22 protein-coding genes are annotated in these 24,160 nt (G+C 36.1%); 8 read left to right on the top strand and 14 right to left on the bottom strand.

Annotated features, from left to right (window positions below; translation table 11 throughout):
- Positions 1-74 precede the first annotated feature (74 nt).
- The 8 genes from BMX24_RS17045 to BMX24_RS17080 all read right to left on the bottom strand — a co-directional run bounded on the left by BMX24_RS17045 (position 75) and on the right by BMX24_RS17080 (position 11,508).
- Positions 75-1,439, bottom strand: a complete 1,365-nt coding sequence (locus BMX24_RS17045) for a DUF5458 family protein (protein ID WP_089794915.1) — start codon at positions 1,437-1,439, stop codon at positions 75-77.
- A 21-nt stretch (positions 1,440-1,460) separates the two neighbouring features.
- A complete protein-coding gene (locus tag BMX24_RS17050) occupies positions 1,461-1,907 on the bottom strand; it encodes a type VI secretion system contractile sheath small subunit (protein WP_228404899.1) in 447 nt (148 codons plus the stop codon).
- Positions 1,908-2,167: 260 nt separating this feature from the next.
- A complete protein-coding gene (locus tag BMX24_RS17055) occupies positions 2,168-4,264 on the bottom strand; it encodes a M13 family metallopeptidase (RefSeq protein ID WP_089794919.1) in 2,097 nt (698 codons plus the stop codon).
- 354 nt (positions 4,265-4,618) lie between these two features.
- Positions 4,619-6,670, bottom strand: coding sequence for a M13 family metallopeptidase (locus BMX24_RS17060; RefSeq protein ID WP_089794921.1), 2,052 nt, complete (start codon positions 6,668-6,670; stop codon positions 4,619-4,621).
- 209 nt (positions 6,671-6,879) lie between these two features.
- Positions 6,880-8,130 (bottom strand): CinA family nicotinamide mononucleotide deamidase-related protein, encoded by a 1,251-nt coding sequence (locus tag BMX24_RS17065; RefSeq protein WP_089794923.1) that lies wholly within the window; start codon positions 8,128-8,130, stop codon positions 6,880-6,882.
- A 112-nt stretch (positions 8,131-8,242) separates the two neighbouring features.
- Entirely contained in the window at positions 8,243-8,785 is a 543-nt protein-coding gene (locus tag BMX24_RS17070; protein WP_089794925.1) for a lipocalin family protein, read from the bottom strand.
- A 104-nt stretch (positions 8,786-8,889) separates the two neighbouring features.
- On the bottom strand, positions 8,890-9,624 hold the full coding sequence (locus tag BMX24_RS17075; protein ID WP_089794926.1) for a LytR/AlgR family response regulator transcription factor: 735 nt from the start codon (positions 9,622-9,624) through the stop codon (positions 8,890-8,892).
- A gap of 96 nt (positions 9,625-9,720) precedes the next feature.
- A complete protein-coding gene (locus tag BMX24_RS17080; RefSeq protein ID WP_228404901.1) occupies positions 9,721-11,508 on the bottom strand; it encodes a tetratricopeptide repeat-containing sensor histidine kinase in 1,788 nt (595 codons plus the stop codon).
- Between the two features lie 152 nt (positions 11,509-11,660).
- Between BMX24_RS17080 and BMX24_RS17085 the strand changes: the two genes are divergently transcribed.
- Together BMX24_RS17085 and BMX24_RS17090 are read left to right on the top strand one after the other, a co-directional pair.
- Positions 11,661-12,335 (top strand): SIMPL domain-containing protein, encoded by a 675-nt coding sequence (locus BMX24_RS17085; protein WP_089794928.1) that lies wholly within the window; start codon positions 11,661-11,663, stop codon positions 12,333-12,335.
- An 11-nt stretch (positions 12,336-12,346) separates the two neighbouring features.
- Entirely contained in the window at positions 12,347-13,534 is a 1,188-nt protein-coding gene (locus BMX24_RS17090) for a vWA domain-containing protein (protein ID WP_089794930.1), read from the top strand.
- Between the two features lie 180 nt (positions 13,535-13,714).
- Here the strand turns inward: BMX24_RS17090 and BMX24_RS17095 are convergent, their stop codons facing one another.
- Complete coding sequence (locus BMX24_RS17095) at positions 13,715-14,920, bottom strand: NAD(P)/FAD-dependent oxidoreductase (RefSeq protein ID WP_089794932.1); 1,206 nt, start codon at positions 14,918-14,920, stop codon at positions 13,715-13,717.
- Between the two features lie 115 nt (positions 14,921-15,035).
- Between BMX24_RS17095 and BMX24_RS17100 the strand changes: the two genes are divergently transcribed.
- Together BMX24_RS17100 and BMX24_RS17105 are read left to right on the top strand one after the other, a co-directional pair.
- On the top strand, positions 15,036-15,416 hold the full coding sequence (locus BMX24_RS17100) for a SpoIIAA family protein (RefSeq protein ID WP_089794934.1): 381 nt from the start codon (positions 15,036-15,038) through the stop codon (positions 15,414-15,416).
- 176 nt (positions 15,417-15,592) lie between these two features.
- Positions 15,593-15,937, top strand: a complete 345-nt coding sequence (locus BMX24_RS17105) for a mannan-binding lectin (protein ID WP_089794936.1) — start codon at positions 15,593-15,595, stop codon at positions 15,935-15,937.
- 48 nt (positions 15,938-15,985) lie between these two features.
- Here BMX24_RS17105 and BMX24_RS17110 read toward each other — a convergent pair whose 3' ends face one another.
- Entirely contained in the window at positions 15,986-17,188 is a 1,203-nt protein-coding gene (locus BMX24_RS17110) for an MFS transporter (protein WP_170835741.1), read from the bottom strand.
- Positions 17,189-17,334: 146 nt separating this feature from the next.
- Here BMX24_RS17110 and BMX24_RS17115 point away from each other — a divergent pair, with 146 nt between their 5' ends.
- Entirely contained in the window at positions 17,335-18,186 is an 852-nt protein-coding gene (locus BMX24_RS17115; RefSeq protein WP_089794938.1) for an AraC family transcriptional regulator, read from the top strand.
- A gap of 149 nt (positions 18,187-18,335) precedes the next feature.
- On the opposite strand, the gene lipA is transcribed toward BMX24_RS17115, so the two are convergent.
- Positions 18,336-19,202, bottom strand: a complete 867-nt coding sequence (gene lipA / locus BMX24_RS17120; protein ID WP_089794940.1) for a lipoyl synthase — start codon at positions 19,200-19,202, stop codon at positions 18,336-18,338.
- A gap of 108 nt (positions 19,203-19,310) precedes the next feature.
- Between lipA and BMX24_RS17125 the strand changes: the two genes are divergently transcribed.
- A complete protein-coding gene (locus tag BMX24_RS17125; protein WP_089794942.1) occupies positions 19,311-19,943 on the top strand; it encodes a hypothetical protein in 633 nt (210 codons plus the stop codon).
- Between the two features lie 186 nt (positions 19,944-20,129).
- Here the strand turns inward: BMX24_RS17125 and BMX24_RS17130 are convergent, their stop codons facing one another.
- The 3 genes from BMX24_RS17130 to BMX24_RS17140 form a co-directional block, all read right to left on the bottom strand.
- Positions 20,130-20,690 (bottom strand): RNA polymerase sigma factor, encoded by a 561-nt coding sequence (locus tag BMX24_RS17130; protein WP_089794944.1) that lies wholly within the window; start codon positions 20,688-20,690, stop codon positions 20,130-20,132.
- A 209-nt stretch (positions 20,691-20,899) separates the two neighbouring features.
- Positions 20,900-21,679: a GLPGLI family protein gene (locus BMX24_RS17135; protein WP_089794946.1), complete on the bottom strand. Its 780-nt coding sequence runs from the start codon at positions 21,677-21,679 to the stop codon at positions 20,900-20,902.
- A gap of 57 nt (positions 21,680-21,736) precedes the next feature.
- Positions 21,737-21,946 (bottom strand): hypothetical protein, encoded by a 210-nt coding sequence (locus BMX24_RS17140; RefSeq protein ID WP_089794948.1) that lies wholly within the window; start codon positions 21,944-21,946, stop codon positions 21,737-21,739.
- Positions 21,947-22,101: 155 nt separating this feature from the next.
- Between BMX24_RS17140 and BMX24_RS17145 the strand changes: the two genes are divergently transcribed.
- Together BMX24_RS17145 and tyrS are read left to right on the top strand one after the other, a co-directional pair.
- The gene (locus tag BMX24_RS17145; RefSeq protein ID WP_089794950.1) at positions 22,102-22,506 is read left to right on the top strand and encodes a helix-turn-helix domain-containing protein; all 405 of its coding nucleotides are present in this window, start codon (positions 22,102-22,104) and stop codon (positions 22,504-22,506) included.
- A 181-nt stretch (positions 22,507-22,687) separates the two neighbouring features.
- Positions 22,688-23,983 (top strand): tyrosine--tRNA ligase, encoded by a 1,296-nt coding sequence (tyrS, locus tag BMX24_RS17150; protein WP_089794952.1) that lies wholly within the window; start codon positions 22,688-22,690, stop codon positions 23,981-23,983.
- Positions 23,984-24,160: the final 177 nt, after the last annotated feature.

Consider the following 24,160-nt stretch of genomic DNA (forward strand, 5'->3'; position numbering starts at 1 on the left):
ATATTTTTAATGATTTGGTAGAAAAAAACCGATGAAAAAATTGCATCGGTTTTTATTATTAAAATTGATATTTTTTATTCCTGAGCGTATTCTGCATCCCATTCGTTACCGTCGTCTCCTTTATGTCCGTCTAGTTTAATAACGAAACTTTTTGTAGGGAAATAAGGCGTCAAACGAATATCCAGCCATACTCTGTCTTTGTTCACTCTATCCTGCTCGAAACGAACGATCTTGAACTTCTCGATCAATTTGTCCGGACCTTTGATGCTGTCTAAGAACTGAACAATCTGTCTTCTCAAATCATCCTCATTTTTTGCATTCCAGTTTTCGAAGGCTCTTCGGTTTAGGAAATCAAGCAAAACTTTTGTTACATAATCGAATACACGAACTACAGAATAGGTCTGAAGCCCGATATTGTCTCCCGTAAACAATGTTTTTGCAGAGAATGCCATGATTTTTCCGTATTCATTCACCATCGGAACCAATCCCATTTTTTCCAACTGAGAAATTTCACTTTTCTTCAATTCGAATTTTACGGCATCAACTTCGTTAATGTTACCATGCTTTTTACCGGCAGCAACCTGAGACATCAATGTTTTATGGATTTTTCCTGCCAATGAAGTGGAAGGCGGAAGTTCTACGTTTTCTTCTTCTCCTACTTCTTCAGCTTTTCCACGGCCAACTAGCCAGTTACACGTCATAATCACGTTACTTCTGTGTAATTCGCCACCCGTAAGATTCGCAGAATGGAATAAATCTACCACGTCGTCCGGCTTATCAAGATTAGCAAAATCCGTAACCATCATGACTTTGTTTTCGTTACAGATTTTAGCCCATTTTTCAATGACTTTGTTGGATCCAAGATATCCCGGAATCGCAAGAATCGAATAATTGTCCCTAAGATCTAAACGGTCGTAATAGTTTTTGAATTCTTCGGCAATTGCCTCGATAAAAATAGGATTGTCCAGGTCGGAAACCTGATCAATACTTGCATTCACAATACTTACATTGTCTACTTTATCGAGTTCGGTATTTTTGTAGAATTGAGCGACAGTTCTGTAGTTGGTTTCCATCTGGCGAACTGCGTCTAATGTATTTTTTAAGTTTTTCTTTAAATTTTCTTCAGCCTGCTGAGCTTTTGTTTTGCAGGTATCTGCCATTTTATCAGCAGATTCGTTTCCTTCCAGGAGATTCACCCAAAGGTTTATTTTCTGAAGAAGCTCTTTTCTTTCGTCGGTTTTATTGGCGTCGGTAAGGAAGATTTCCTTTCTGGCTTTTCTCGTTGGGTTCATGTTTGCGATACCGTCTACAACGGATTCTACAAAACCAAAACCACCAATTTTATTGAGTTCGGCAAGCGGATTCCCTTTCGGTTGCCCTGCATGTTGCTGTTGTCCCTGCTGTTGCTGGTTTTCAGCTGCCTGTAATTTACTATCCATGATTAATGTAAAGTCTTTAGATTATTTTTCAAGTTCTTGTGCCACTTCTTTCAATACTTCGATGAATGCAGCTCTCGTCTGATCATTCTCCAGCATATTACGCAGAATTTTATTCGTTTTCAGCTGACGGACAATTTTGTTGTATTGTTCCTGTTCCATACTAAGCTGCTGTAAATAATTTGATTTCTGAGTAAGACTTTTCGGAGTGAAGTCCGCAAGATTCTGAAAACGGAATTCCTCTTCTACTACGTTGCCATCTTCTGTTTCGTGCTGTACAGCTACAGAAGGCTGGAAATGTTTGAAGACGTCATCCACAGTCTTTAATCCTGTTACAATTTCAGGGACGTAAGATTCATCGGTTGTAAGCTGGCTCACAATCAGCGACTTATTTTCCTGTATGTCCTGAATAGCTTCATTAGCGTCTACTTTTACCTCGTTTCCGCCAACACCATAATTAAACATTGCCATATTATTGTTATTTTGAGATTTTCGATTTTGGTGTGAATTGTTTTTATCAGCATCAAATAACTGACCAATCCAATGTTTAAATTTAAAAAAAAACTGCAACATACAAAATTTTGTTAATGCTTTTATTGAAATATTTAATATAATTAAACCAAATATCAAATAAAACTTAAAATTTTTGATGTCACTAAACTATGAAAAATTAAATAAAAAAAACGCATCATTTCTGACGCGTTTTCTTTTCTAACAATTTTTGGCTGTTATTACCAAATCTTTATTCTGTCCTGAGGTGCTTTATACATTTTGTCTCCAGGCTTGATATCGAATGCTTTGATGAAAGAATCCTGATTCACCAAAGGACCAAATGCCCTGAAAACTCCCGGCGAGTGCGGATCTGTTTTCACCTGGTTCACCATATACTGATCTGTAGATTTCGTTCTCCAAACCGTAGCCCAGCTCATGAAAAATCTCTGATCCTGCGTGAAACCGCTGATTAATCCCGGGTTTCCATGATCTTTCAGGTACATTTGAAGGGCATCGTAAGCAACAGCTACTCCACCTAAGTCACCGATATTTTCACCGCTTGTGAATTTTCCGTTCACGAAACTTCCTTTTACAGGCTCATAACTGTTGTATTGAGCAGCCAACTGTCCCACTTTTGCGTCGAAATTTTTACGATCTGCATCTGTCCACCAGTTATTTAAGTTACCATCTCCGTCGAATCTTGAACCGCTGTCGTCGAATCCGTGAGAAATCTCATGACCGATAACCGCACCGATTCCCCCGAAATTCACCGCAGCATCCGCTTTAGGATTGTAGAAAGGAGGCTGAAGAATCGCAGCAGGGAACACGATCTCGTTGTTTGAACCGCTATAGTAAGCATTTACCGTCTGCGGAGTCATTCCCCATTCTGTTTTGTCAACAGGTTTCCCTACTTTGTCTAAGCTTCTCTGATATTGCCAAGCTGCAACGTTCTGAAGGTTAGAATATAATGTTGCACCCTGAGCCGGAGCATCCACTTTCAACTGGGTGTAGTCTTTCCATTTGTCGGGATATGCAATTTTCACCGTGAATTTTGATAATTTTTCCTGCGCTTTTACTTTCGTGGCAGGAGACATCCAATCCATATCGTTGATATGTTGTTTGAATGATTTTAATAAATAATCAATATAAGTTTCCATCTGCTGTTTTGCTTCCGGAGTGAAGTATTTTTCGACATACAATTTACCAAAAGCCTCACCCAGAACACCATTTACGAGAGAAAGACCTCTTTTATTCATCGGGCGCTGCTCTTTCTGACCCTGAAGATATTTAGAATAGAAATCAAATCTGATCTGTTCCAAGCCTTCATCCAGATTGCTTGCATTACCGTTGATTAAATGATATTTCAAATAATCTTTCAACAGCGGAAGGTTCTTTTGAGTAAGGAACGAATCCATATTCTGGTAATATTTAAGCTCTCCTACAATGACTCTGTCTGTATTTACGCCTGCATCTTTTAAGTATTTTGCAAGGTTTACATTTTTAACCAAACCAGATAATTCGGATACATTTTTTGGGTTGTATCGTAAATTAGCATCTCGGTTCTGCTCAAGAGTCAATAGATAATTGGCCAATTGTTTCTCGAAATCAACCACATTTTTTGCCGCCGCATCAGAATTTTTATAGCCTAAAACTCCGAATAACTTTCCAACATAAGTTTGGTATTCTGCCAATGTTTTGGTATTAGCTTCATTTACTTTTTGATAATAATCTCTTCCCAAACCAAGATCCGGACCGCCAAGATACACCGCATTCATGTTTGAGTTTTTCATATCTGCACCTACTCTCCATCCGTAGAAAGAGTTGTCTCCCAGTTTCGTTGCTTCCAACAAATAGTTTTGAAGATCATTAAGGTTTTTAATGGCATCTATTTTTGCTAAATCTCCTTTGATAGGCACTAAACCTTCTGCATTTCTTTTACTGGTATCCATAAAAGAGGCATACAGATTCTGGATTTTCTGTCCTTCCGAACCTGCAGGATATGTTTCAGATAAAATTTTGTTTAGAATATCCAAAGAAGCATCATCTACATTTTCTCTCAACGCATTGAAAGATCCCCAACTTGCTTTATCAGAAGGAATTTGAGTGATTTTCACCCAATTTCCGTTCACATAGCTAAAAAAATCATCCTGCGGACGAACACTTTTATCCATATAAGATAAATTGATCCCCTCTTCTTTCATTTCTTCTTTCGCTGGCTTTACCACAACGTCTTTCATTGTCTCGGGTTTTTGAGTATCAGCAGTTTTTGTTGTACCACATGAGTTTAAAAATACCAGCCCGGAAAAGGCAAGTATTCCGATATTTAGCTTTTTCATTAAAATAATTTTTGATTTTACACAAACTTATCAAATATACGAATTGTTTATAAATGATTGAGGGTTTAGGGATTAAAGTTTCGGGGTGCGGGTGTGAGTTTCGAGTTTTGAGTTTTGAGTTTTGAGTTTTGAGTTTAATGTTGATGGTTGCTAGTTGATGGTTGAAGTTTTAGTTTTGGTGAAGGTTTTGGTATTGATGTGGAATGGTTTATTTTAATTAAATGCTTTCTCTTTTTCTAAAGATATAATTTTTCTATTGCAAATCTAAAGGAGGTTCTCGAAGCATCTTTAATTATAATTTTAAAACAAAAAAACCGCTCATTACTGAACGGTTTTGCTATTTTTTGGTAATGATTACCAGATTTTAATTCTGTCTGCAGGAGCTTTGTATAATTTATCTCCCTGTTTCACGTCGAATGCTTTGTAGAAGGCATCAACATTGATGATAGGTCCAAAACTTCTGAAATATCCAGGAGAGTGCGGGTCTGTTTTCACTTGGTTTACCATGTATTTTTCACTTGATAAGGTTCTCCAAACTGTTGCCCAGCTTAGGAAGAATCTCTGATCCTGCGTGTAACCGCTGATAGATCCCGGGTTTCCTTTATCTTTCAAATACATTTGAAGGGCGTCGTAAGCGATGTTTACACCACCTAAGTCAGCAATATTTTCACCGTTTGTGAACGTTCCGTTTACGAAAGTTCCTTTTACTGGTTCGTACTTATCATACTGAGCAGCAAGAGCTTTTGTTGCTTTTTCGAAGTTTGCTTTATCTTCCGGAGTCCACCAGTCTACCAAGTTACCGTCTGCATCGAACTGTGCACCAGAATCATCAAATCCGTGGCTCATTTCGTGACCGATAACTGCACCGATTCCACCGAAATTCACCGCAGCATCAGCTTTAGGATTGAAGAAAGGCGGCTGAAGGATCGCAGCAGGGAAAACGATTTCGTTGTTTACCGGGTTGTAATAAGCATTTACCGTTTGTGGAGTCATTCCCCACTCCGTTTTATCCACCGGTTTTCCGATTTTAGCTAAATCTTTGTTGTACTGCCATTCTGTGATATTCTGAAGGTTTGAATATAGATTTCCACCTTTAGATTCTGGAACGATCGTTAATTTAGAATAATCTTTCCATTTGTCCGGATAGGCAACTTTTACAGTGAATTTGTTTAATTTCTGCATTGCTTTTTCCTTCGTTGTAGAAGACATCCACGCTAAATTGTTGATGTGAACTGCAAAGCTTTTCTTTAAATAATCAATTAACTCAACCATTTGAGCTTTAGCTTCTGCAGGGAAATATTTTTCAACATATAATTTTCCGAAAGCCTCACCCAAAGTCCCGTTGATCAACTCAAAACCTCTTTTGTTCAGGGCTCTTTGTTCTTGCTGACCTCTCAAGTATTTACCATAGAAAGCAAACTTCATGTCACCCAATTTTTCGCTTAGGTAAGAAGCACTTCCGTGGATCATGTGGAATTTTAGATAATCCTTGATTACAGGAAGATTCTGAGCACTGATGAATTTATCTAAATTTTTGTAATATCCGATTTCTCCGATGATTACTTTATCTGTATTTACTCCAACAGCTTTAAGATAAGCAGGAAGATTTACATTTTTCACTAAACCTGAAAGTTCAGTCATTGTTTTTGGGCTGTACTGAAGCGTATTGTCACGGCTCTGCTCGTTTGTAAGATACGTCTGAGCGATGCTTTTTTCGTAATCTACGATACCCTTTGCCGCTGCATCAGCGTTTTTGTACCCTAATTCTTTCAACATAGAAGCCACATATTTTGTATATTCTGCAAGAGCTTCCGTGTTTTTTTCGTTTACTTTCTGATAATAATCTCTTCCTAAACCAAGTGATGCATTACCCAGATAAACAGCGTTCATTTTAGAATCTTTCAAATCTGCATCTACACCCCATCCGTAGAACGTATTTTCACCTTCTTTCGTTACAGAAGTCAGATAATTCTGAAGATCCGTAAGGTTTTTAATAGCATCGATTTTACTGATATTTGCCTGAATAGGCTTGATTCCGTCAGCATCTCTCTTCTTCATATCCATGTACGTCGCGTACAGATCCTGAATTTTTTTCCCTTCCGTTCCGTCTGCAAATTTATCTTTCAAAAGAGAGTTCAGAATCGTCATTGAATTATTGTCTGTATCTTCAGCCAATTTGTTGAAACTTCCCCAAGTTGGTTTATCAGAAGGAATTTTGGCAGTTTTCATCCATGTTCCACTTACATAGTTATAAAAATCATCCTGCGGACGAACTGATTTATCCATCAGGCTAAGGTCTAAACCTTTATCTGTATTTGCTGCGGTTTTCACAGCACTAGCCTGGGCGTTCACTGTTTGCGAACAAATTCCTGCTAATAAAAATAGAGAAAGCGTTAATTTTTTCATTATAATTACAATTTATACAATAAGTATATTTTTTCTAAACTTTGTTACTTGAGTTTTAATTAATTTTTAAAAATAAGATTATTTCGGCTTATCAATAAAATTTTAAGATTAAATTAATGAATCGACATTTTAAACACTGGTTCTCTTTACTTTAATTTAATTTCAACCTAATTTTTGGGTCAATAAAATCCTGATTTTTAAACATAAAACTACTCCGAAATCAAGACTCCAACCAAGTCCTGAATGATTTTCTGCGAAACGAAATACATAAAATCCAGCCTGTCCAAATGTGGCATATACAGTTTTGAAGTGACCACCTTGTCATTGACTCTGATGGTATAAAAAACCGTTCCCACCTCTTTTCCATCCTCCCCTTTTTCGGGACCGGCAACGCCTGTTGTAGATAGTGAAATATGGGTATCAAATAATTTCTGACAACCTTCCGCCATTTCGGACGCCACCTGCTCACTTACCACTGTAAATTCATCTACGGTTTCTTTTTTTACCTTTAAAATTTCAATTTTCTTTTCGGTTGCATAGGCTATAATTCCGCCTACAAAATATTTTGAACTTCCGGAATTTGAGGTGATCATTTTTGCCAATTCTCCACCGGTACAGCTTTCTGCCGTGGAAATCGTCATATTTCTTTCCATTAAAAGTTCAGCAAGAATTTTTTCAATTTTGTCTTCAGAAGTTGCGATGACATTATCTTTAATTAAAGGCAATAATTTTTGGATTTCCTCTTCCAGTTGCTGCTGTAAAACGGCTTCATTTTCGCCGGTTGCCGTCAATCTCAACTTCACGCGGGTTCCAACCGGAAGATATGACAAAGCTAAATTTTGAGGCAAAGCCAATTCCCAGTTTTCAATGGTATCCGCCAGAATGCTTTCGGGAATTCCTACAACGGAAACTATTCTTGTTGAAATATAATTTAGATTAAATTTTTCCTGTAAATACGGAATAATCTGATCTTTTATCAATGGTTTCACTTCATAAGGAACACCAGGAAGACTGAACAGCAATTTTCCGTCCTGCTCCATCATCATACAGGGAGCCGTTCCGTAATGGTTTTGAAAAACGGTTGATTTCGTAGGCACAAAGGCCTGTTCGCGGTTTCTTTCAAGGATTTCCAGGCGGCCGCGTTTTTCCATATAGGCTTTCAGATGATTAAAAGTAACCTCATCCAAAGCAATTTCATCATTAAAGAATTCTGCGATGGCTTTTTTGGTTTTATCATCTCTAGTAGGGCCTAATCCACCTGTTGTGATGATTAAATCTCCGGTTTCAAATGCGGATGTTAAAGTATTTTTGATGGTTTCAATTTCGTCAGAAATCGTGAAGATCTGTGAAACTCTTATCCCAATATTTTTAAGTTCGGCAGCGATGAAATTCGAATTGGTATCTACGGTATTTCCGGAAAGTATTTCATCCCCAATAGTAATCAGAACAGCTTTTTCCATATATTTATTTTCGAAAAAATTCTCCTGCAAATGACGTGAAATTCTGCATCACGGGCAATATAAATTGATTTTTTCTATTCCTTACTCGGAAGAGTGGTTTTAAAAGTTTAAATTATTGATTATGCTTCACCCAGATCAGCTCATCTGTATTGTAGCCGATTTTTTTAGCTTTTTCAAGGAATCTTGTTCGTATACTTTCAGGGATTTCGGTGGTTCTGGACAGAATCCAAAGATATTTTAAACTACTTCCTGCAACCAAAGCGTACTGATAGTTATCGTCAATATCGATTACATTATAGCCCGCCCAAATAGGTTTGAAAAATGAAACTTTTAAACGCGCTTCCGTTTTTTCCTTAACAAATTTCGCTTCCCCTACCGATTGTTTCCACTCTTTTTTTACGTAATTATATCCTTTGTTATCTACACGAATTGTCCCGTCCGGATTTTGAGAATAAGTGGCCATCACATTATCCATATTTCTTTCGAATTTATAGTCGAAACGTGCGATTTCATACCATTTTCCGAGGTATTTCTGAGCATTAAAATTACGAACTGCCGCCGCACCATTCGGGATTCCGACCGAACATGAATTGAGAATAATTAATCCTAAAACACCCAGAGAAACGGGTATAACTATTTTTTGAAACGTCTTCATAATAATATTAGTTAAGTTTGTGGTTATGATGAAAAACTTCAAAAATAATGCCTGAATTACATTAAACCTTCAAGGTTTTTGAAACCTTGAAGGTTATTAATCCTTTATGAAAAAACTTTAAGAAAATTATCCTTAAAACTTCCTGAAACTTCAATTTCCGTATCATCAGAAAGGGTTGCGGTTCCGCTTTTATGATAAGACTTCACAAAATTGGTGTTGATAATATGTGAACGGTGAACCCTCACAAAAGGATTTTCCAACAGGTCATCGAAATGTTTTAAAAATCTGCAAACCATCTTCTTAGAACCATCCGTAAGATAAACCTGGGTGAAATTCCCATCCGCCTGAAGTCTGACGATATCTTCCGTTTTCACCACATCAAAACCTTGTAAAGTGGGAAGGATAAGCTGTTGTTTTTCAGGCTTTAATTTTAAATTTTCAAGGAGAATTTTATTCCTGTTAAGTTCTTCCTTTTTTTCAAGACTTTCCGCCACCTTGTTTACCGCCAAAATAAGCTCCTGAATATCAATTGGTTTTAAAATATAATAACTCGCAGATTTGTTCAAAGCCTGAAGAGAATATTGCGAAAATGCCGTAATGAAAATCGTTTCGTAAGAAAATTCCTTTGTGGCTTCCAATACGTCAAATGCGTTTCCAAAAGGCATTTCAACATCCAGAAAAACCAGTTGAGGCCGGTGTTCGGCGATCAATGGAACGGCTTCTTTAATATTTTCCGCTTCTCCAAGAATTTCAATTTGCGGACAATATTTTGTGAGATAATTCCTTAAAACATCTCTTGCAATAATTTCGTCGTCTACAATTACGGATTTTATTTTCATTTTGGGTGCGGGTTACGGGTTTCGGGGTTTGAGATTCGGGTTACGAGGTTCGGGGTTTGAGTTTGGGGTTTGGGGTTTGGGGTTAAAATTGACAATTCACTTATTCACTAACTTATAGCTGATTTCTACAAAAACGCCTTCACCATTTTTCTTGTCTGTGATTTTACATTGGATATCCTGACCGTACAAATCATTCAATAGCGTGATTCTTTCGAGGGTATTTTTCATTCCGCGGCCTTCACGGGTTTTTTGATGCTGCGTTTTTTGTTTTTTGCTTTCTTCAATTCCGATTCCGTTGTCTTCAATGGTGATTTTTAAATGCTGATTTTCTTTTTCAAAATTTAATTTTAAAAAACCTTTTGTTGACCTGTAACGAAGTCCATGCCAGACTGCATTTTCCAGAAACGGCTGTATAAGCATTCCGGGAACTTTCAGGCTTTGGGTATTCAGGCTTTCGTCTACTTCAATTTCGTAATCAAACTTATCTGCAAAACGTGTTTTTTCTAAAGCTAAATAATTTTGCAGCAAATCCAGTTCCTGCTGAAAAGGAATGAAATCTTCCGTAGAATTTTCCATGACGCCGCGCATGAGCTTTGAAAATTTGGTTAAATACTGATTGGCTTCCAGTTCGTTATTCGTCGCGATAAAATGATTGACACTGTTTAAACTGTTAAAAATAAAATGCGGATTCATCTCCCTGCGAAGCGATTGTAAGGCAATTTTTTTGTTTTTGGTCTGCACTTTTTTCAGGGTTCTGAAGATGAAAATAATTAGTGCCGTCAATACAATCAAAGCTCCGATCAAACCGTAATTGAAAACATTTTTTTTGCGAATCAACTCATCCTTCAATTCTTTTTCCTTTTCAAGCTGAGAAATTCTTTGTTCTGTATCTTCCAGAATTTTCTGATCTACCAAACTTTTATCTTTCGAAACCAAATCGGGCAATTTTCCCAGAAAATCCCTGTACAGCAGCACCGAAGCATCCGTATTTTGTGAAATAGCGTACAAACTGTCCAATTTTTTTACACTTTTCTGTGCTTCCAAGGTGTGTCCTTTTTCAAGCGAAATTTTATAGGCATTTTTTAATAAAGTAATGGCTTCTTCAGCATCGTTTTTTTTGATATAAATATCCGCGAGCTCCTGAATCTGATTGACTTTTTCCTGCGAATTGTCTTTCACAAAATTTTCTTTTAAAACTTTCTTTTTAGCTTCAATTGCTTTGTCAAAGTTTTTATTTTCGACGTAAAAATCGGTTAGTTTCTGGTTGATTTCCAGTGCCTGTTGCGGTGCCTGTTGTTTGGATAATTTATAGGCATTATTCAAGTTTTCTTCCGCTTTCGGAATATTATTTTGTTGAATATTCACATCTGCCATTTGGCTGTAACTTGCTGCCAGATTGCCTTTATCCTTACTTTTCTGACTGATTTCAATATTACTTTGAATCGCCTCAGCCTTCAGTTCGGGCGAAGCATTGGAAAGTCGTGCTGCATCATTAGAATTGACGGTTTTATTTTTTTCGGTGTAGCTCACCTCTGCAGCGCGGCTGTAATTGCTGATTGCAGGAGTAATTTTATTCTGTTTTTCCTGTGACTGTGCCAGCTTTCTTGTTACGGATTCAAGATTTTTTTTATCATTTAAATTCTGATAAATATTTCGTGCTTTTATAAAGTACTCTTCACTTTTAGCGTAATTGCCCTGGTTGTAATAATTATTTGCAAGACCTACATAGGTATCTGCGACGCCTTTCGGATCATTATTATCAACTGCTTTTTGAAGTTTTCTGGCAGATTTTAAAACATTGGAAACACGTGCGGAATCCTGGGCAAAAGAAAAATTTCCCTGTGCCAGAACGAATATCAGTATTATTTTAAAAAGTAATTTCACTTTGTTTCAAATCTATAATGCAAAGTAAGTAAAACTTTATATATAGTTTTTAATTCCTCACCAAGTCAAAACCCAATTTCACCAAGTCTGCAAATTTCCGGTTTAGAATCCGGGTAATTTTACTCTAGAATTTAAAATTAAAACAAGAAATTATGAAATTGAAACATTTTTTACTGATCGGATTATTAACAGCAGGAAGTCTGATCAATGCACAGGAAATTAAGAAAAATGCGATTGAAGTAACAGGTGTTGCCGAAATGGAAGTAGAACCGGATGAGATCATCTTCAACGTCGGAATAAAAGGTGACAACAAAAACCAACTCGCCGACAATGAAAAACTTTTGTTTGAAACCCTGAAAAATAACGGTGTAAAAAATGAAGACATCAAATTCAAATCGATGTATCAAAACATTTATGCTAAAACAAAAACTTTCACGAAAAATTTTCAGTTTAAAATCAACAAAAAAACAGAAATGGGAAATCTGTTTGAAAGCCTGAATCAAAAATGGGTAACGAACATCAACATCGCAGAAATCAAGAATACAAAAATTGCTGATTTCAGAAAAACCGTTAAGATCAATGCTTTAAAAGCTGCAAAAGAAAAAGCCGAATATCTGTTGGAAAGTCTCGGTAAAAAAATCGGAAACCCGATTGAAATCGTAGAAATTGAGGACTATACAAGTGATATGATCGTTCCTGCCGCTTATAAAAGCAGAGCCGCCAATGTTCAACTGGAAGCCGCGGATGCCGGGGTAGATTATTCTTTCGAAAATATCGAAAACATCAGGCTGAAATACAGCATTAAAACAAGATACGAAATCCTTTAAAGATAAAGATCATGACAACTATTAAAACTTTAACATTAGCCATGGGAGCTGCGGCTTTTTTAGGCGCACAGAATTCCCCGAAATTTGAGTGTAAAGAACCTACGGTTCAGAGAACAATCGTTCAGAATGATCATCAGCCAGCCGGAACTTTAGGTAAAGAAAATAAAATTCAGGTTGCTTTGCTTCTGGACACGTCCAACAGTATGGACGGTTTGATCGATCAGGCAAAATCCAGACTCTGGAATATCGTGAATACCCTGACAACTTTGAAATATGACGGACAAGCCCCACAAGTGGAAATTGCCCTTTACGAATACGGAAACGACGGGTTGAGAGATGAAAATTACATCCGGCAGGTGACTCCGCTTACCCAGGATCTGGATCTGGTTTCCGAGAAACTGTTTGCCTTAAGAACCAACGGAGGAAGCGAATATTGCGGCGCCGTAATCCGCGATGCATCGATGAATCTGAACTGGGACGGAAATGAGAAAAGCATGAAACTGATTTATATCGCAGGAAATGAACCTTTTGATCAGGGGAAAATCAATTATAAGGAGGTAATTTCGACTGCAAAGAGGAAAAATATTTATACCAATACTATTTTCTGTGGCAGCAGAGACGAGGGAATTCAAACATTCTGGCAAAACGGAGCAACCATCGGTGACGGAAAATATTTCAATATCGACAGTGACAGAAAGGTAATTTATATCGAAACGCCTTATGATGTGAGGATTTCACAATGCAACGCAAAACTGAATGACACCTATATCTATTATGGAAGCCACGGTTCGGAATACAAAACCAAACAAATTGCACAGGACAGAAACGCCGAAGTGCAGTCTGTTTCCAACGCCGTTGAAAGAACGGTAGCCAAAGCCAAGAAAAATGCCTACAAAAATGACCACTGGGATTTGGTAGATAAAGCCGAAAAAGATAAGGCCTATATTTCCAATCTTAAACAGGAAGAACTTCCTTCCGAATTAAAAGGGAAAAGCAGCACTGAAATTCAGAAAATTGTGGCTCAGAAGTCGTCTGAAAGGGATAAAATTCAAAAAGAAATTGAAGAATTATCTAAAAAACGTCAGGATTTCATCGATGCAGAAATGAAAAAGAAAGGAAGTGCAGATTCAGATGATCTTGGAAAAGCCATTGAAAAATCTATCCTTGAGCTGGCTAAGAAAAACGGATACAGTTCGTAACATTTGTTGACCGAGGTTTTCATAACCAATATTTTTAAATATCTAAAGTGATGACTATTAAAGATAATCAAAACCCTTTTTAATAGTTGCAGAACGGCAGTTTCGATTCTCGAGCTGCCGTTTTTGGTTGGGATTTTGAGGGCTCGTCTTCGACGAGCCCTCAAAATCCCAACCAAAAACCTATCTTCCGAATTTAAAATATCTAGAAAGAGGATGTTTTTTACCTTTCATAAATAATGAAGCCATCTCCATCCCCGTCACGGAAAAAGTGATTCCGTTTCCGCCGAAGCCTAGCACAAAATAAGAATTTTTAAAATTTTCATGTTCCCCGATATATGGCAGTCCGTCCTTCGTTTTCCCGAAAGTTCCGGCCCACACAAAATCTGTGTAGAAATGATAATCAGGTTTTATTTTTTGTAAATTTCTTAGAATTTCTTTCTCTTTTTTATCAAGAATAGCATCACGTTTTTTAGCATCATAAAAATCTTCATCACCTCCGCCGATCAATACCCTGCCGTCGTCGATTGTTCTCATGTAGATGTAGGGTTTATCGGTATTCCAAACCAATGTATTCGTGATATTTCTAAATTTTTTCTTATCAATTTCTGAAACGATGGCATAAGTACTTTTTAAATCAACAAACTTTTCTTTAATTAAATTTTTACTCTCGTATCCGATACAATAAATAATTTTTTTAGCTTTAATTTGATATCCGGAATCAACCGTTATTAAATTATAACCTTTAAAATATTCCACTTTTACCATTTCGGTTTTATCGAAAATTTTTAAGCCCTCTTTTATATTAAGTTTAAATAATTCATGGGCAAATTTAAAAGCATCGATACTCGCTCCCTGTTTTGATAAAATTGCGCCATACGTATTTTCAAATTCAAATCTTTTTGTGACCTCATCAGTTTCCAGCCATTTAACATCAAAACCTGCATTTTTCCTGGTTTTGAATTCTTTTTTTAACCAAGAAACATCTTTCTTTTTTGCAGCAAAATACAATGATTTTTTCCTTTTAAAACCCGAACTTGATTTAATTTCTTCAGAAAGCTTTTCAATCTTATCTATGGCGTCTGAGCAGGCCTTGTAACTCATGACTGCTCCTTTTTCACCAATTTTTTCAATAAGTTCAAAAAGAGGAACATCTATTTCGTATTGCAGCATCGATGTGGTGGCAGAAGTGCTTCCGTTACAGAGTTCGCGTTTATCAATAAGAATTGTTTTATAGCCTTCGGTAACCATTTGATGGGCAATTAAGCTTCCTGTAATTCCGCCGCCTATGATCAGTACATCACAATCTTCATCGGATTTCAGGGATGGATATGAAGCTATCAATCCGTTTTTTAAAAGCCAGAAAGGTTCATTCGATTTAAGATCCATAGTAATATTTTACTATAAACAAACAATAATTAAGCCTTTTCAACCAAAAAAAGTTAAATAATGGTTTAATTTTTGCAGTTTCCCTACAACTCAAACCACATTAAATATAAAAAATATGATAACGATTATTCCAGAAGCTCCGGAAAATGTTGCTGCTTTCAACGCAACGGGAGAAGTAACGAAAGAAGATTTTGAAAACCTTGTAATTCCCAGAGTAAAGGAAAAAATAGATCAGTTCAATGAGCTGAATTATCTGCTGTATCTCGATACCGATCTGGATCAATTTACGATGGGCGCATGGCTGGAGGATTTGCTTTTAGGATTAAAAAACTTAACAAAGTGGAACAGAACCGCTATTGTTACAGACAAAGAAGGGGTACAGAAATTTACTGATATTTTCAGTGTTCTGATGCCCGGAGAATTCAAATCATTTCCGAAAGAAAATCTTTATAATGCACTGTATTGGTGCGAAAACGGAAATGAAGTGGAAGCTTAATCAATTCACAACAATGTACTAAAGACTGTCTCTAAGGCAGTCTTTTTATTTTTACTTAATTAAATATCAACACATTACGTATAAACACCTAACAGAAAAATTGGTATTTTACACTGTATTTATTTCCCATAATGGTGATTACATTTGTATTGTTAACCAACTAAAAATTTAACACCATGTCAACATTCAAAATTAACATCATTGCGGGACCACTTTGGAGCAATGACGAGGCACAAAAATTAGGCGGACGTATCGCTGCCGCACACTTAGGAAAATTCACAGGACAATGGAGCACCATTGTAGAAGGAGAAATGAGCGTCATCGAAGTTGAGCTGAATACTCAGCCGACAGGAAGCTCAGAGTATACTTTAAACGTTTTGGCCGGTCCGATCTGGAGCGACGAAGACGCAAAAGCTGTTTGCCCTTCTATCTGTGCATCTTACGGAGGTACTTGGAACGGACAATGGACAACAGTAGTAGAAGGCAAAATGAGCGTTTGCGGCTGTGTCTTTAAATTTTAAATGAAAGAATTAAGAGTAGCGGCGGGTTCGAATGAACCCGCCGCTTTTTTATTGGTCACAAGAAACACATTCTGTTGCAATTTCTTCTTTATCAATCGTTTGCGAACCGTATAAATATTTATATCTCACGGCAATAACAAGACCTATGGAAGTCATTCCCACTCCTACAAGCGATGGATAATTAAATGAGAATCCGTGTTCCAAAGGAATTCCGCCTAAGAAAGCTCCCATCGCATTGGCAATATTAAAAGCCGCCTGCATAAACGCCGCTGCCATCATTTCACTTTTCGGTGCCGCTTTCATCATCATAATATTGATTGGTGCCGCCACAGACATCGATAATGCCCCGCAAATGAAGGTAAGAGCCAACGCAATATTTTGATATTCGGAAAGGAAAAATACTCCTGCCAAAGAAATCATCATTAAAAAAAGCAATAAAGCACACGTTTTTTCAGGGCTTAAACGATCTGATAAATATCCTCCGACCAGATTTCCCACCACCATTCCGCCTCCTGCAAGAATCATTACATAAGCCATCTGACTTTCTTTAATTCCTGAAATCACCGTCATTAAAGGGGTAATGTAACTGAACCATGTGAAAAGTCCACCGAAACCAATTGCCGTAATCATCAGAACCAGCCAGGCTTGTTTTCTCTTCAGAAATTTCAATTCTTCCATAAAATGGGTGTCCTGATTGGTTTCCAACACCGGAAGCCAGAGTTTTAAAAACAATAAAGCCAATAATCCGATCACCGCAACAATTACAAAATACCATCGCCAGTGAAAAGTATGCCCAATATATGTCACCAAAGGAACCATCGCCAGATTAGCGATTGTAAGTCCGGTGAACATCAGTGAAATATAAAATGCTTCCTTCCCTTTTCCGGCCATTCTCGCCGCTACTACAGTTCCTACTCCGAAAAAAGCTCCGTGAGGAAGCCCGGAAAGAAATCTGATAATCAGCATGGTTGTATAATCCGGTGCAACAGCTGATAATGCATTAAACAATGTAAAAATCATCATCAATGCCATCAAAACTTTTTTCGGTGGAAACTTCACAGAATATCCAATAAGAATTGGCGCTCCGATCACTACACCTAAAGCATACGCAGAAATCAAATGCCCCGCTTCGGGAATCGAAATCTGCAGAGATCTTGCCACATCCGGCAATAATCCCATCACTGTAAACTCTGTCGTCCCTATTCCCAAACCGCCTATCGCCAACGGTATAATTCGTTTATCTATCCCCATTTTAAAGTTCCGTTATTTGTTTCTTCTTTTAAAAGGCAAATTTCGATAGAAATTGTCATTTATACTTTAACTTTAATGATCTATTTTTGCTCTATATTAACCTTTTTAATTAATTTTGAACTAAATTTCAATCAAAACAGAACCTAATGAAAATCCAGAAAGAAATCATTGAATTTGAAGAAGACAAATCTTTCAAACTGTTTTCTCCTTCCCTGAAAAATTGTTTTTTCTGGCATTATCACCCTGAAATTGAACTCGTTTATGTAGAAGCGTCCAATGGAATCCGGCATGTTGGGAAGAATATATCCGATTTTAAGGAAAGTGATCTGTTGTTAATCGGTTCTAATGTTCCTCATCTTAATTTCGATTACAAAATTCAAACGGAATGCAGACAATTGGTTCTGCAAATGCGCGAAAACTTCCTGCAGGATCTTATCTTTCCTATTCCTGAATTTGAAAATATTAAAAAACTTCTGGACCGTTCTTATCTCGGACTGTCATTTTCGGGTGAAACGAAAAAACTTGTAGTTGAAAAACTTCATCATATAAAAGATGAAAATTCCTTCAAATCTTTTATCGGTTTAATTGAAATTTTACAGATTCTTGCCCATTCCACTGAAGTGAAAGAATTAAACAATGAAGACACCAGAATCAAATGGTTCCTGAATGATAAAATCCGGATGGGAACGATCTACGACTACATTCACGAAAATTATGATAAAAAAACAAACGTAAACGAAATTGCTGAAATGGTAAGTCTAAGCACTCCTGCTTTTTGCAGGTATTTCAAGAAACAAACCAATATGACCTTCACCGATTTTGTAAATACTTACAGAATTAATCAGGCAAAATTATTGCTTTTACAGAATTCCTGCGTGACGGAGGTTTGCTTTCAGGTGGGTTTTGACAGCCTTTCTTATTTTAATAAATTGTTTAAAAAATATATTGGAGAGACGCCTTCTGCATTTAAGAAAAAGCATTTGAGTAAGGTTAAATAGTTTATTTCTTTCGCAGAATTTCTCTCGCAGATGTTTGCGTTATCTTTTAAAAATAAATTAAAAATCTGCTAAATCTGCAAGAATACTTCGTTGCTTCACTCTTCCCAATGACAAAAAAAATCGCTTCAAAAATTGAAGCGATTTATATTTTAATGAATATGTTTTTCTGCGTGGTAAGAACTTCTCACCAAAGGCGAACTTTCAACATGTCTGAAGCCTAAGCTTCTTGCAAAATCCCCGAATTCATCGAACTCTTCCGGCGTGATGAATTTTTTCACAGGTAAATGCTTTTTGGTTGGCTGTAAATATTGACCTAAAGTGATCACATCTACATTCGCATTTCTGATGTCTTCAATCGTCTGGAAAACTTCATCTTTATTTTCACCCAAACCAAGCATTACTCCGGTTTTTGTTCTTCTTTGTCCGGCTTCTTTCAGGTATCTCAACACCTCAAGGCTTCTTTCGTATTTTGCCTGGATTCTCACTTCTCTTGTCAAGCGTTTTACCGTTTCCATATTGTGGGAAATCACTTCCGGAGCTACTTCTACCAATCTGTCAAGATGTTTTGTAATTCCCTGGAAATCCGGAATCAAAGTTTCCATGGTAGTTCCCGGAGAAATTCTTCTTACGGCATTTACCGTTTCGCCCCAAAGGATGGAACCCATGTCTTTCAAATCATCACGGTCTACCGATGTAAGAACCGCGTGTTTGATTTTCATTAATTTGATCGAGCGTGCCACTTTTTCAGGTTCATCCCAGTTGACATCAAGCGGCTTTCCGGTTTTTACCCCACAAAATCCACAGCTTCTTGTACAGATATTTCCTAAAATCATGAAAGTTGCTGTTCCCTCTCCCCAACATTCGCCCATATTCGGGCAGCTTCCGCTTTGGCAAATTGTATTTAATTTATATTTATCAACCAAAGATCTTAATTCTCTGTAATTCTTTCCGGTAGGAAGTTTTACACGAATCCATTTTGGTTTTTGAACGGTAGTATCTTGAACTAGATTTTCCATTTATTTCTCAAATTGAGGTTCAAAGTTAGTGATTTTTTTATCGAAACAATCAAAGACAGACATTGATGAAACATATAATTTTGTAATTTTAAACCACAATAATTTCTCATGAAGACGATATTCTGCTTTCTATCTATTATTTTCAGTACATTTTGTTTTGCACAAAAAGAATTTCAGCCGGCAGGTTCAACAATAATAGAATCTGTTGACGGTGATTTGGATGGCGATAAAATTCCTGAAAAAGTTATCATTTATAATACAAAAGATACGACCGATTTTGGAAACATCCGCGAAATTCAGATTCTGAAAAATTTTAATGGAAAATGGAAAATTTTAGAAAAATCCAGAAACACTATCCTTGAAAGCAACAGCGGCGGAATGATGGGCGATCCTTATGGTGATACGAAAATCGAAAAAGGAATTTTAATCATTTCACAATACGGCGGAAGCAGCTGGAAATGGGGATATACGGATAAATATAGGTTTCAGAACGGGCATTTTGAATTAATTGGTTATGATTCCACTTACGGAAAGCCAGAAGAATATTTTTCAAGTGTAGAATTTAATCTTTCAACAGGACAGCTTAATTTTGAAAAAGAAGTGGAAAATACCGCTGAATACGGGAAATCTAAAAAGGAAACTTACATTAAAAAAGGGCTGAAAATTGATCTTCAAAACAGAAATCAGAAGGAGCAAAGAAAAATTACGCTTCCGAAGACGAAGGAGGATGTTTATTTGTGACTTGAACAATTTGTTTTAAAATATATTGTTGAGATTCTTACGAAAAGACAAAATTTCGTTTATAAAATCTACATTTGGATGACATTCTTATGAAAGAAGAATGTAAACTAATAAGCTATTGAAACTCTGTTGACATCCTTTCAGGATGACAAACAGTGCATTTAAAATTGTTTGTAAAAGAAAAAATTAATTGTCCTCAAACTCATTATTTTTCAACAATTCAGCTAAGACTTTTTTGGCTCGCATTACCCGAACTTTGGTATTGGCAACGGAAATTCCGAGTTCTTCGGCGATTTCTTTGATGCTCTTTTCCTCAAAAAATCTTAATTTGATAATATCCTGATAATTAGCGTCTAAAGATTCGATGGTTTTGATGATTTTCTTTTGTTCTTCCGCGGAAATCATTAATTCTTCCGGAGATTTTGCAAACTGATTTTTTACTTCATCCAAGTTTTCTGTAGGATCCTGATTTTCACGGCTTTTTCTTCTCCAAAAATCGATAATGGTATTTTGGGCAATCGTTAAAACCCAGGTTTTAAATTGGAAATGAGGATCATACATATCCAGTTTCGACAAGACTTTTGAAAAAACATTCACTGTAATTTCATCTGCATCATTTTCATCCTTCACTTTTTTCATGACAAAAGAAAAAACATCAACCCAAAAGATGTTGATGAGCTTGGTCTGAGCTTTCTGGTCTTTTTCCTTTGCTTTGCCGATGAGCAGGAATAGTTGTTCGTCGTTCATGTATAACAAATATAGTTGATTTTGGGCGAAAAGACAAGATGTGGGTTTATTTTAACGCAAAGAGTACAAAGGTTTTTGTTACAATTGTTGTGCCTATTTTTCGTTCGCAAAGGCGGTTCACTCAGCAAAGAAATAGCAGTTCGTTTGTCATCCTGAAACCATTAGTCAAAGGATCTAAACTTCATTAAAATTTGGTAATTATACCGTCATCAATATAGACTAAGCTCAATCGGATTATAATTTTTTTCTGCTTTTATAGCATTTTGTTTCATATATTCACGATCTTCTGCATTTTCTATAAACTGCTCATTTAATCTTAATTTTCCAGCAAGTCTATTTTTAAAAATTTCTGCCACTTTTTCTTTTGTTAAATTTTTCACATTGGTTGCATTGTTAGCAGATTTGCAAGTATACTTTCTTTTTCTAAAGGCGTAAAGTGTGTAATGATAATCATCTTTAGTATCATACACTTCAGCAATTAAACCCGGCAAACCGTTGAATTTATATGGTCCAAATTGAAATGGAATCTCAGAAGCAAACCAAGCTATCCAAGTTCTTCCATATTTAGTGGCTTCTGCTCTTTGGCATTTATATCCTGCTATCGTTTTAAATTCATTTTTAATTTTCCAATTAATATTATTTGGTTCTTCATAACCAAAATAAGCATAATTAATTTCATCGGTTACATACAATTTTGCTGATGTAGTCCCAATATAACCACGAAAATCTGTGTTATATTTCATAGCTTCCTCAAGTGTATTAAGTTTTTTTTCAACCAAGAGAGAATCTGATATGTATCTATGTAAATCTTTAAAAAAAGAAGATTTTTCATTAATAAGTAGCGCGAAAGTTGTTTCTTTTTTATAGTTATTGGCATTAGAAAGTTTATAATTGAGCTTATAATCTGCTTCATACACCACATCAAATTTTTTCTGAGAAAAAATGATTGCTACGATTAATAAGTGAAATAAAATAATGATTTTTTTCATTTTAATATTTTATTGGTAAAATAAAAAAGACCGCCAATACTTGACGGTCAACATTTTTTAATGGTAGTAGATGTGAATAACAACCGCACCTGCATTAGGGCAATTTTCGCCATTAACATCAGCTAGAAAATTAGAAAGCTGATCCAAAGACATATTATCCGCAATTGTTTGACTTACCTGAACAACTTTTCCACAAGAAGTTCTGAATGGGAATGCACTAACAATACCAGCAACTAATAAAGCGCCGAGTAATAAACTTTTTTTCATAATTGTTTTTTTAATTTGTTTCTATTGCAAATATATACAATTAGGGATTGAATACTTCAATCAAAAGTGAATAAAATTCATTCAATTTTGAACAAATTTCAAAAGCATCAAACTTTTTAAATGAGATAAAAAACTATATTTGTAATAAAAAAATAATGAACCTTTCAGATAAATTATTTACGACCCGCACCGCAAAAAAACTTTCTAAGCAGGAAGTTGCCGATCTATTGGGAATGGATGTTACCACGTATGGAAGAGTGGAAGCCGGAAAAAGAAATCTTGAAATCGATAAGCTGAAACTTTTACCCGAAACTTTAGGCATTAAAGCGGAAGAAATATTAGACTTACTGGAAATTGATAAGGGAACAACTTTCAATATAACCAATAGTGAAAATGCAACCAGTAATGGAATTGGAAATATTGAAAACTTTTATAATGAAAATAAGGATGCATTGGCTGAAATAAAAAAACTTTATACCGAACTTCTACAACAGAAAGACAGTATGATCGACTATCTGAAAAAGGAAAACGAAGAGCTAAAAAATCTTCTTAAAAAATAAACAAAGCGGTTATTCTATACCGTATTCAAACCTTATAGGTTTTTGAAATCTATAAGGTTTAGACCATCAGTCTATATTCAGAAAGACAAACTTTAGCATTAAGAATTCCCTTTTGTGCTTTTCCACTCTTTATAACCCCGAATTTCTTATCTTTGCACATTAAATTTTAAAGCAGAAAATAATGAACTCTTTTATTGAAGAACTGAAATGGCGCGGGCTTTTTGCCGACATGATGCCCGGAACGGACGAACAACTGGATAAGGAAATGACGACTGCCTATATCGGTTTCGACCCAACTGCAGATTCTTTACATATCGGAAGTCTTATTCAGATAAAAATTTTGGCTCACTTTCAACAGCACGGTCATAAGCCAATCGCGTTGGTGGGCGGTGCTACAGGAATGATCGGTGATCCGTCGGGAAAATCTGCCGAGAGAAATCTTTTGGACGAAGAAACGCTTTTACATTATGTTGACTGTTTAAAAAACCAACTTTCAAGATTTTTGGATTTTTCCGGAAATGAGCCCAACAAGGCTGAATTGGTGAACAATTACGACTGGATGAAAAATATTTCTTTCCTTGATTTTGCTAAAAATGTAGGGAAAAATATTACTGTCAATTATATGATGGCGAAAGATTCTGTGAAGAAAAGACTTTCAGGTGAAGCGGGTGTTGACGGGATGAGCTTTACGGAATTTACCTATCAGTTAATCCAAGGGTACGATTTTTTACATCTATACCAAAATAATAATGTAAGGCTTCAGATGGGAGGTTCTGACCAGTGGGGAAATATCACGACCGGAACAGAACTGATCCGTAGAAAAGCTCAGGGAGAGGCATTTGCATTGACCGTTCCTTTGATCACAAAAGCTGACGGCTCGAAATTCGGGAAGTCTGAAAGTGGGGAAAATTACTGGCTCGACAAAAAGAAAACTTCACCTTATAAATTTTACCAATTCTGGCGAAACGCTAAAGATGAAGATGCTGAAAGATTTATTAAATTCTATACATTTTTAAGTAAAGAAGAAATCGAAACTTTAGTTGCTGAGCATAAAACAGCTGAACATGAATGGAAACTTCAAAAAAGACTGGCTGAAGAAATTACAGTTTGGGTTCATGGAAGAGAAGAATATGAAAAGGCATTAAAGGCTTCGGAAATTCTTTTCGGACGCTCTACAGCAGAGGATTTGGTAAGTCTTGATGAGGAAACTTTCCTGGATGTTTTTGACGGAGTTTCTCAAAAAGAAGTGGCAAAAGCAGAGGTTATAGGAGCCAATATTGTGGATCTTCTTGTTGAAAAATCCGGATTTTTAAAATCTAAAAGTGAGGCGCAAAGAGAACTGAAAGGAAATTCAATCTCTGTAAACAAAGAAAAGGTAAATGATACTTTTGTCGCTACTGAAAATGATTTGATTAATGATAAATTTTTGGTGCTTCAAAAAGGGAAAAAGAATTACTTTATTGTTAGAGTTGTTTAGTAAAACTTTAAACAAAAATTTTAAATAAATAAAAACCGTCCGGGAAATCCTGACGGTTTTTTTGATGAGATAAGATTTGTATCAACACTTGTTAAACATTCATTAAAAAAATATTTTTATATAAATATGGTTTCCTTACTTTGAACAATAGTATTAGTATTTTTTTTCATCATTGTT

The organism is Chryseobacterium wanjuense (assembly GCF_900111495.1).
Lineage (GTDB): Bacteria > Bacteroidota > Bacteroidia > Flavobacteriales > Weeksellaceae > Chryseobacterium > Chryseobacterium wanjuense.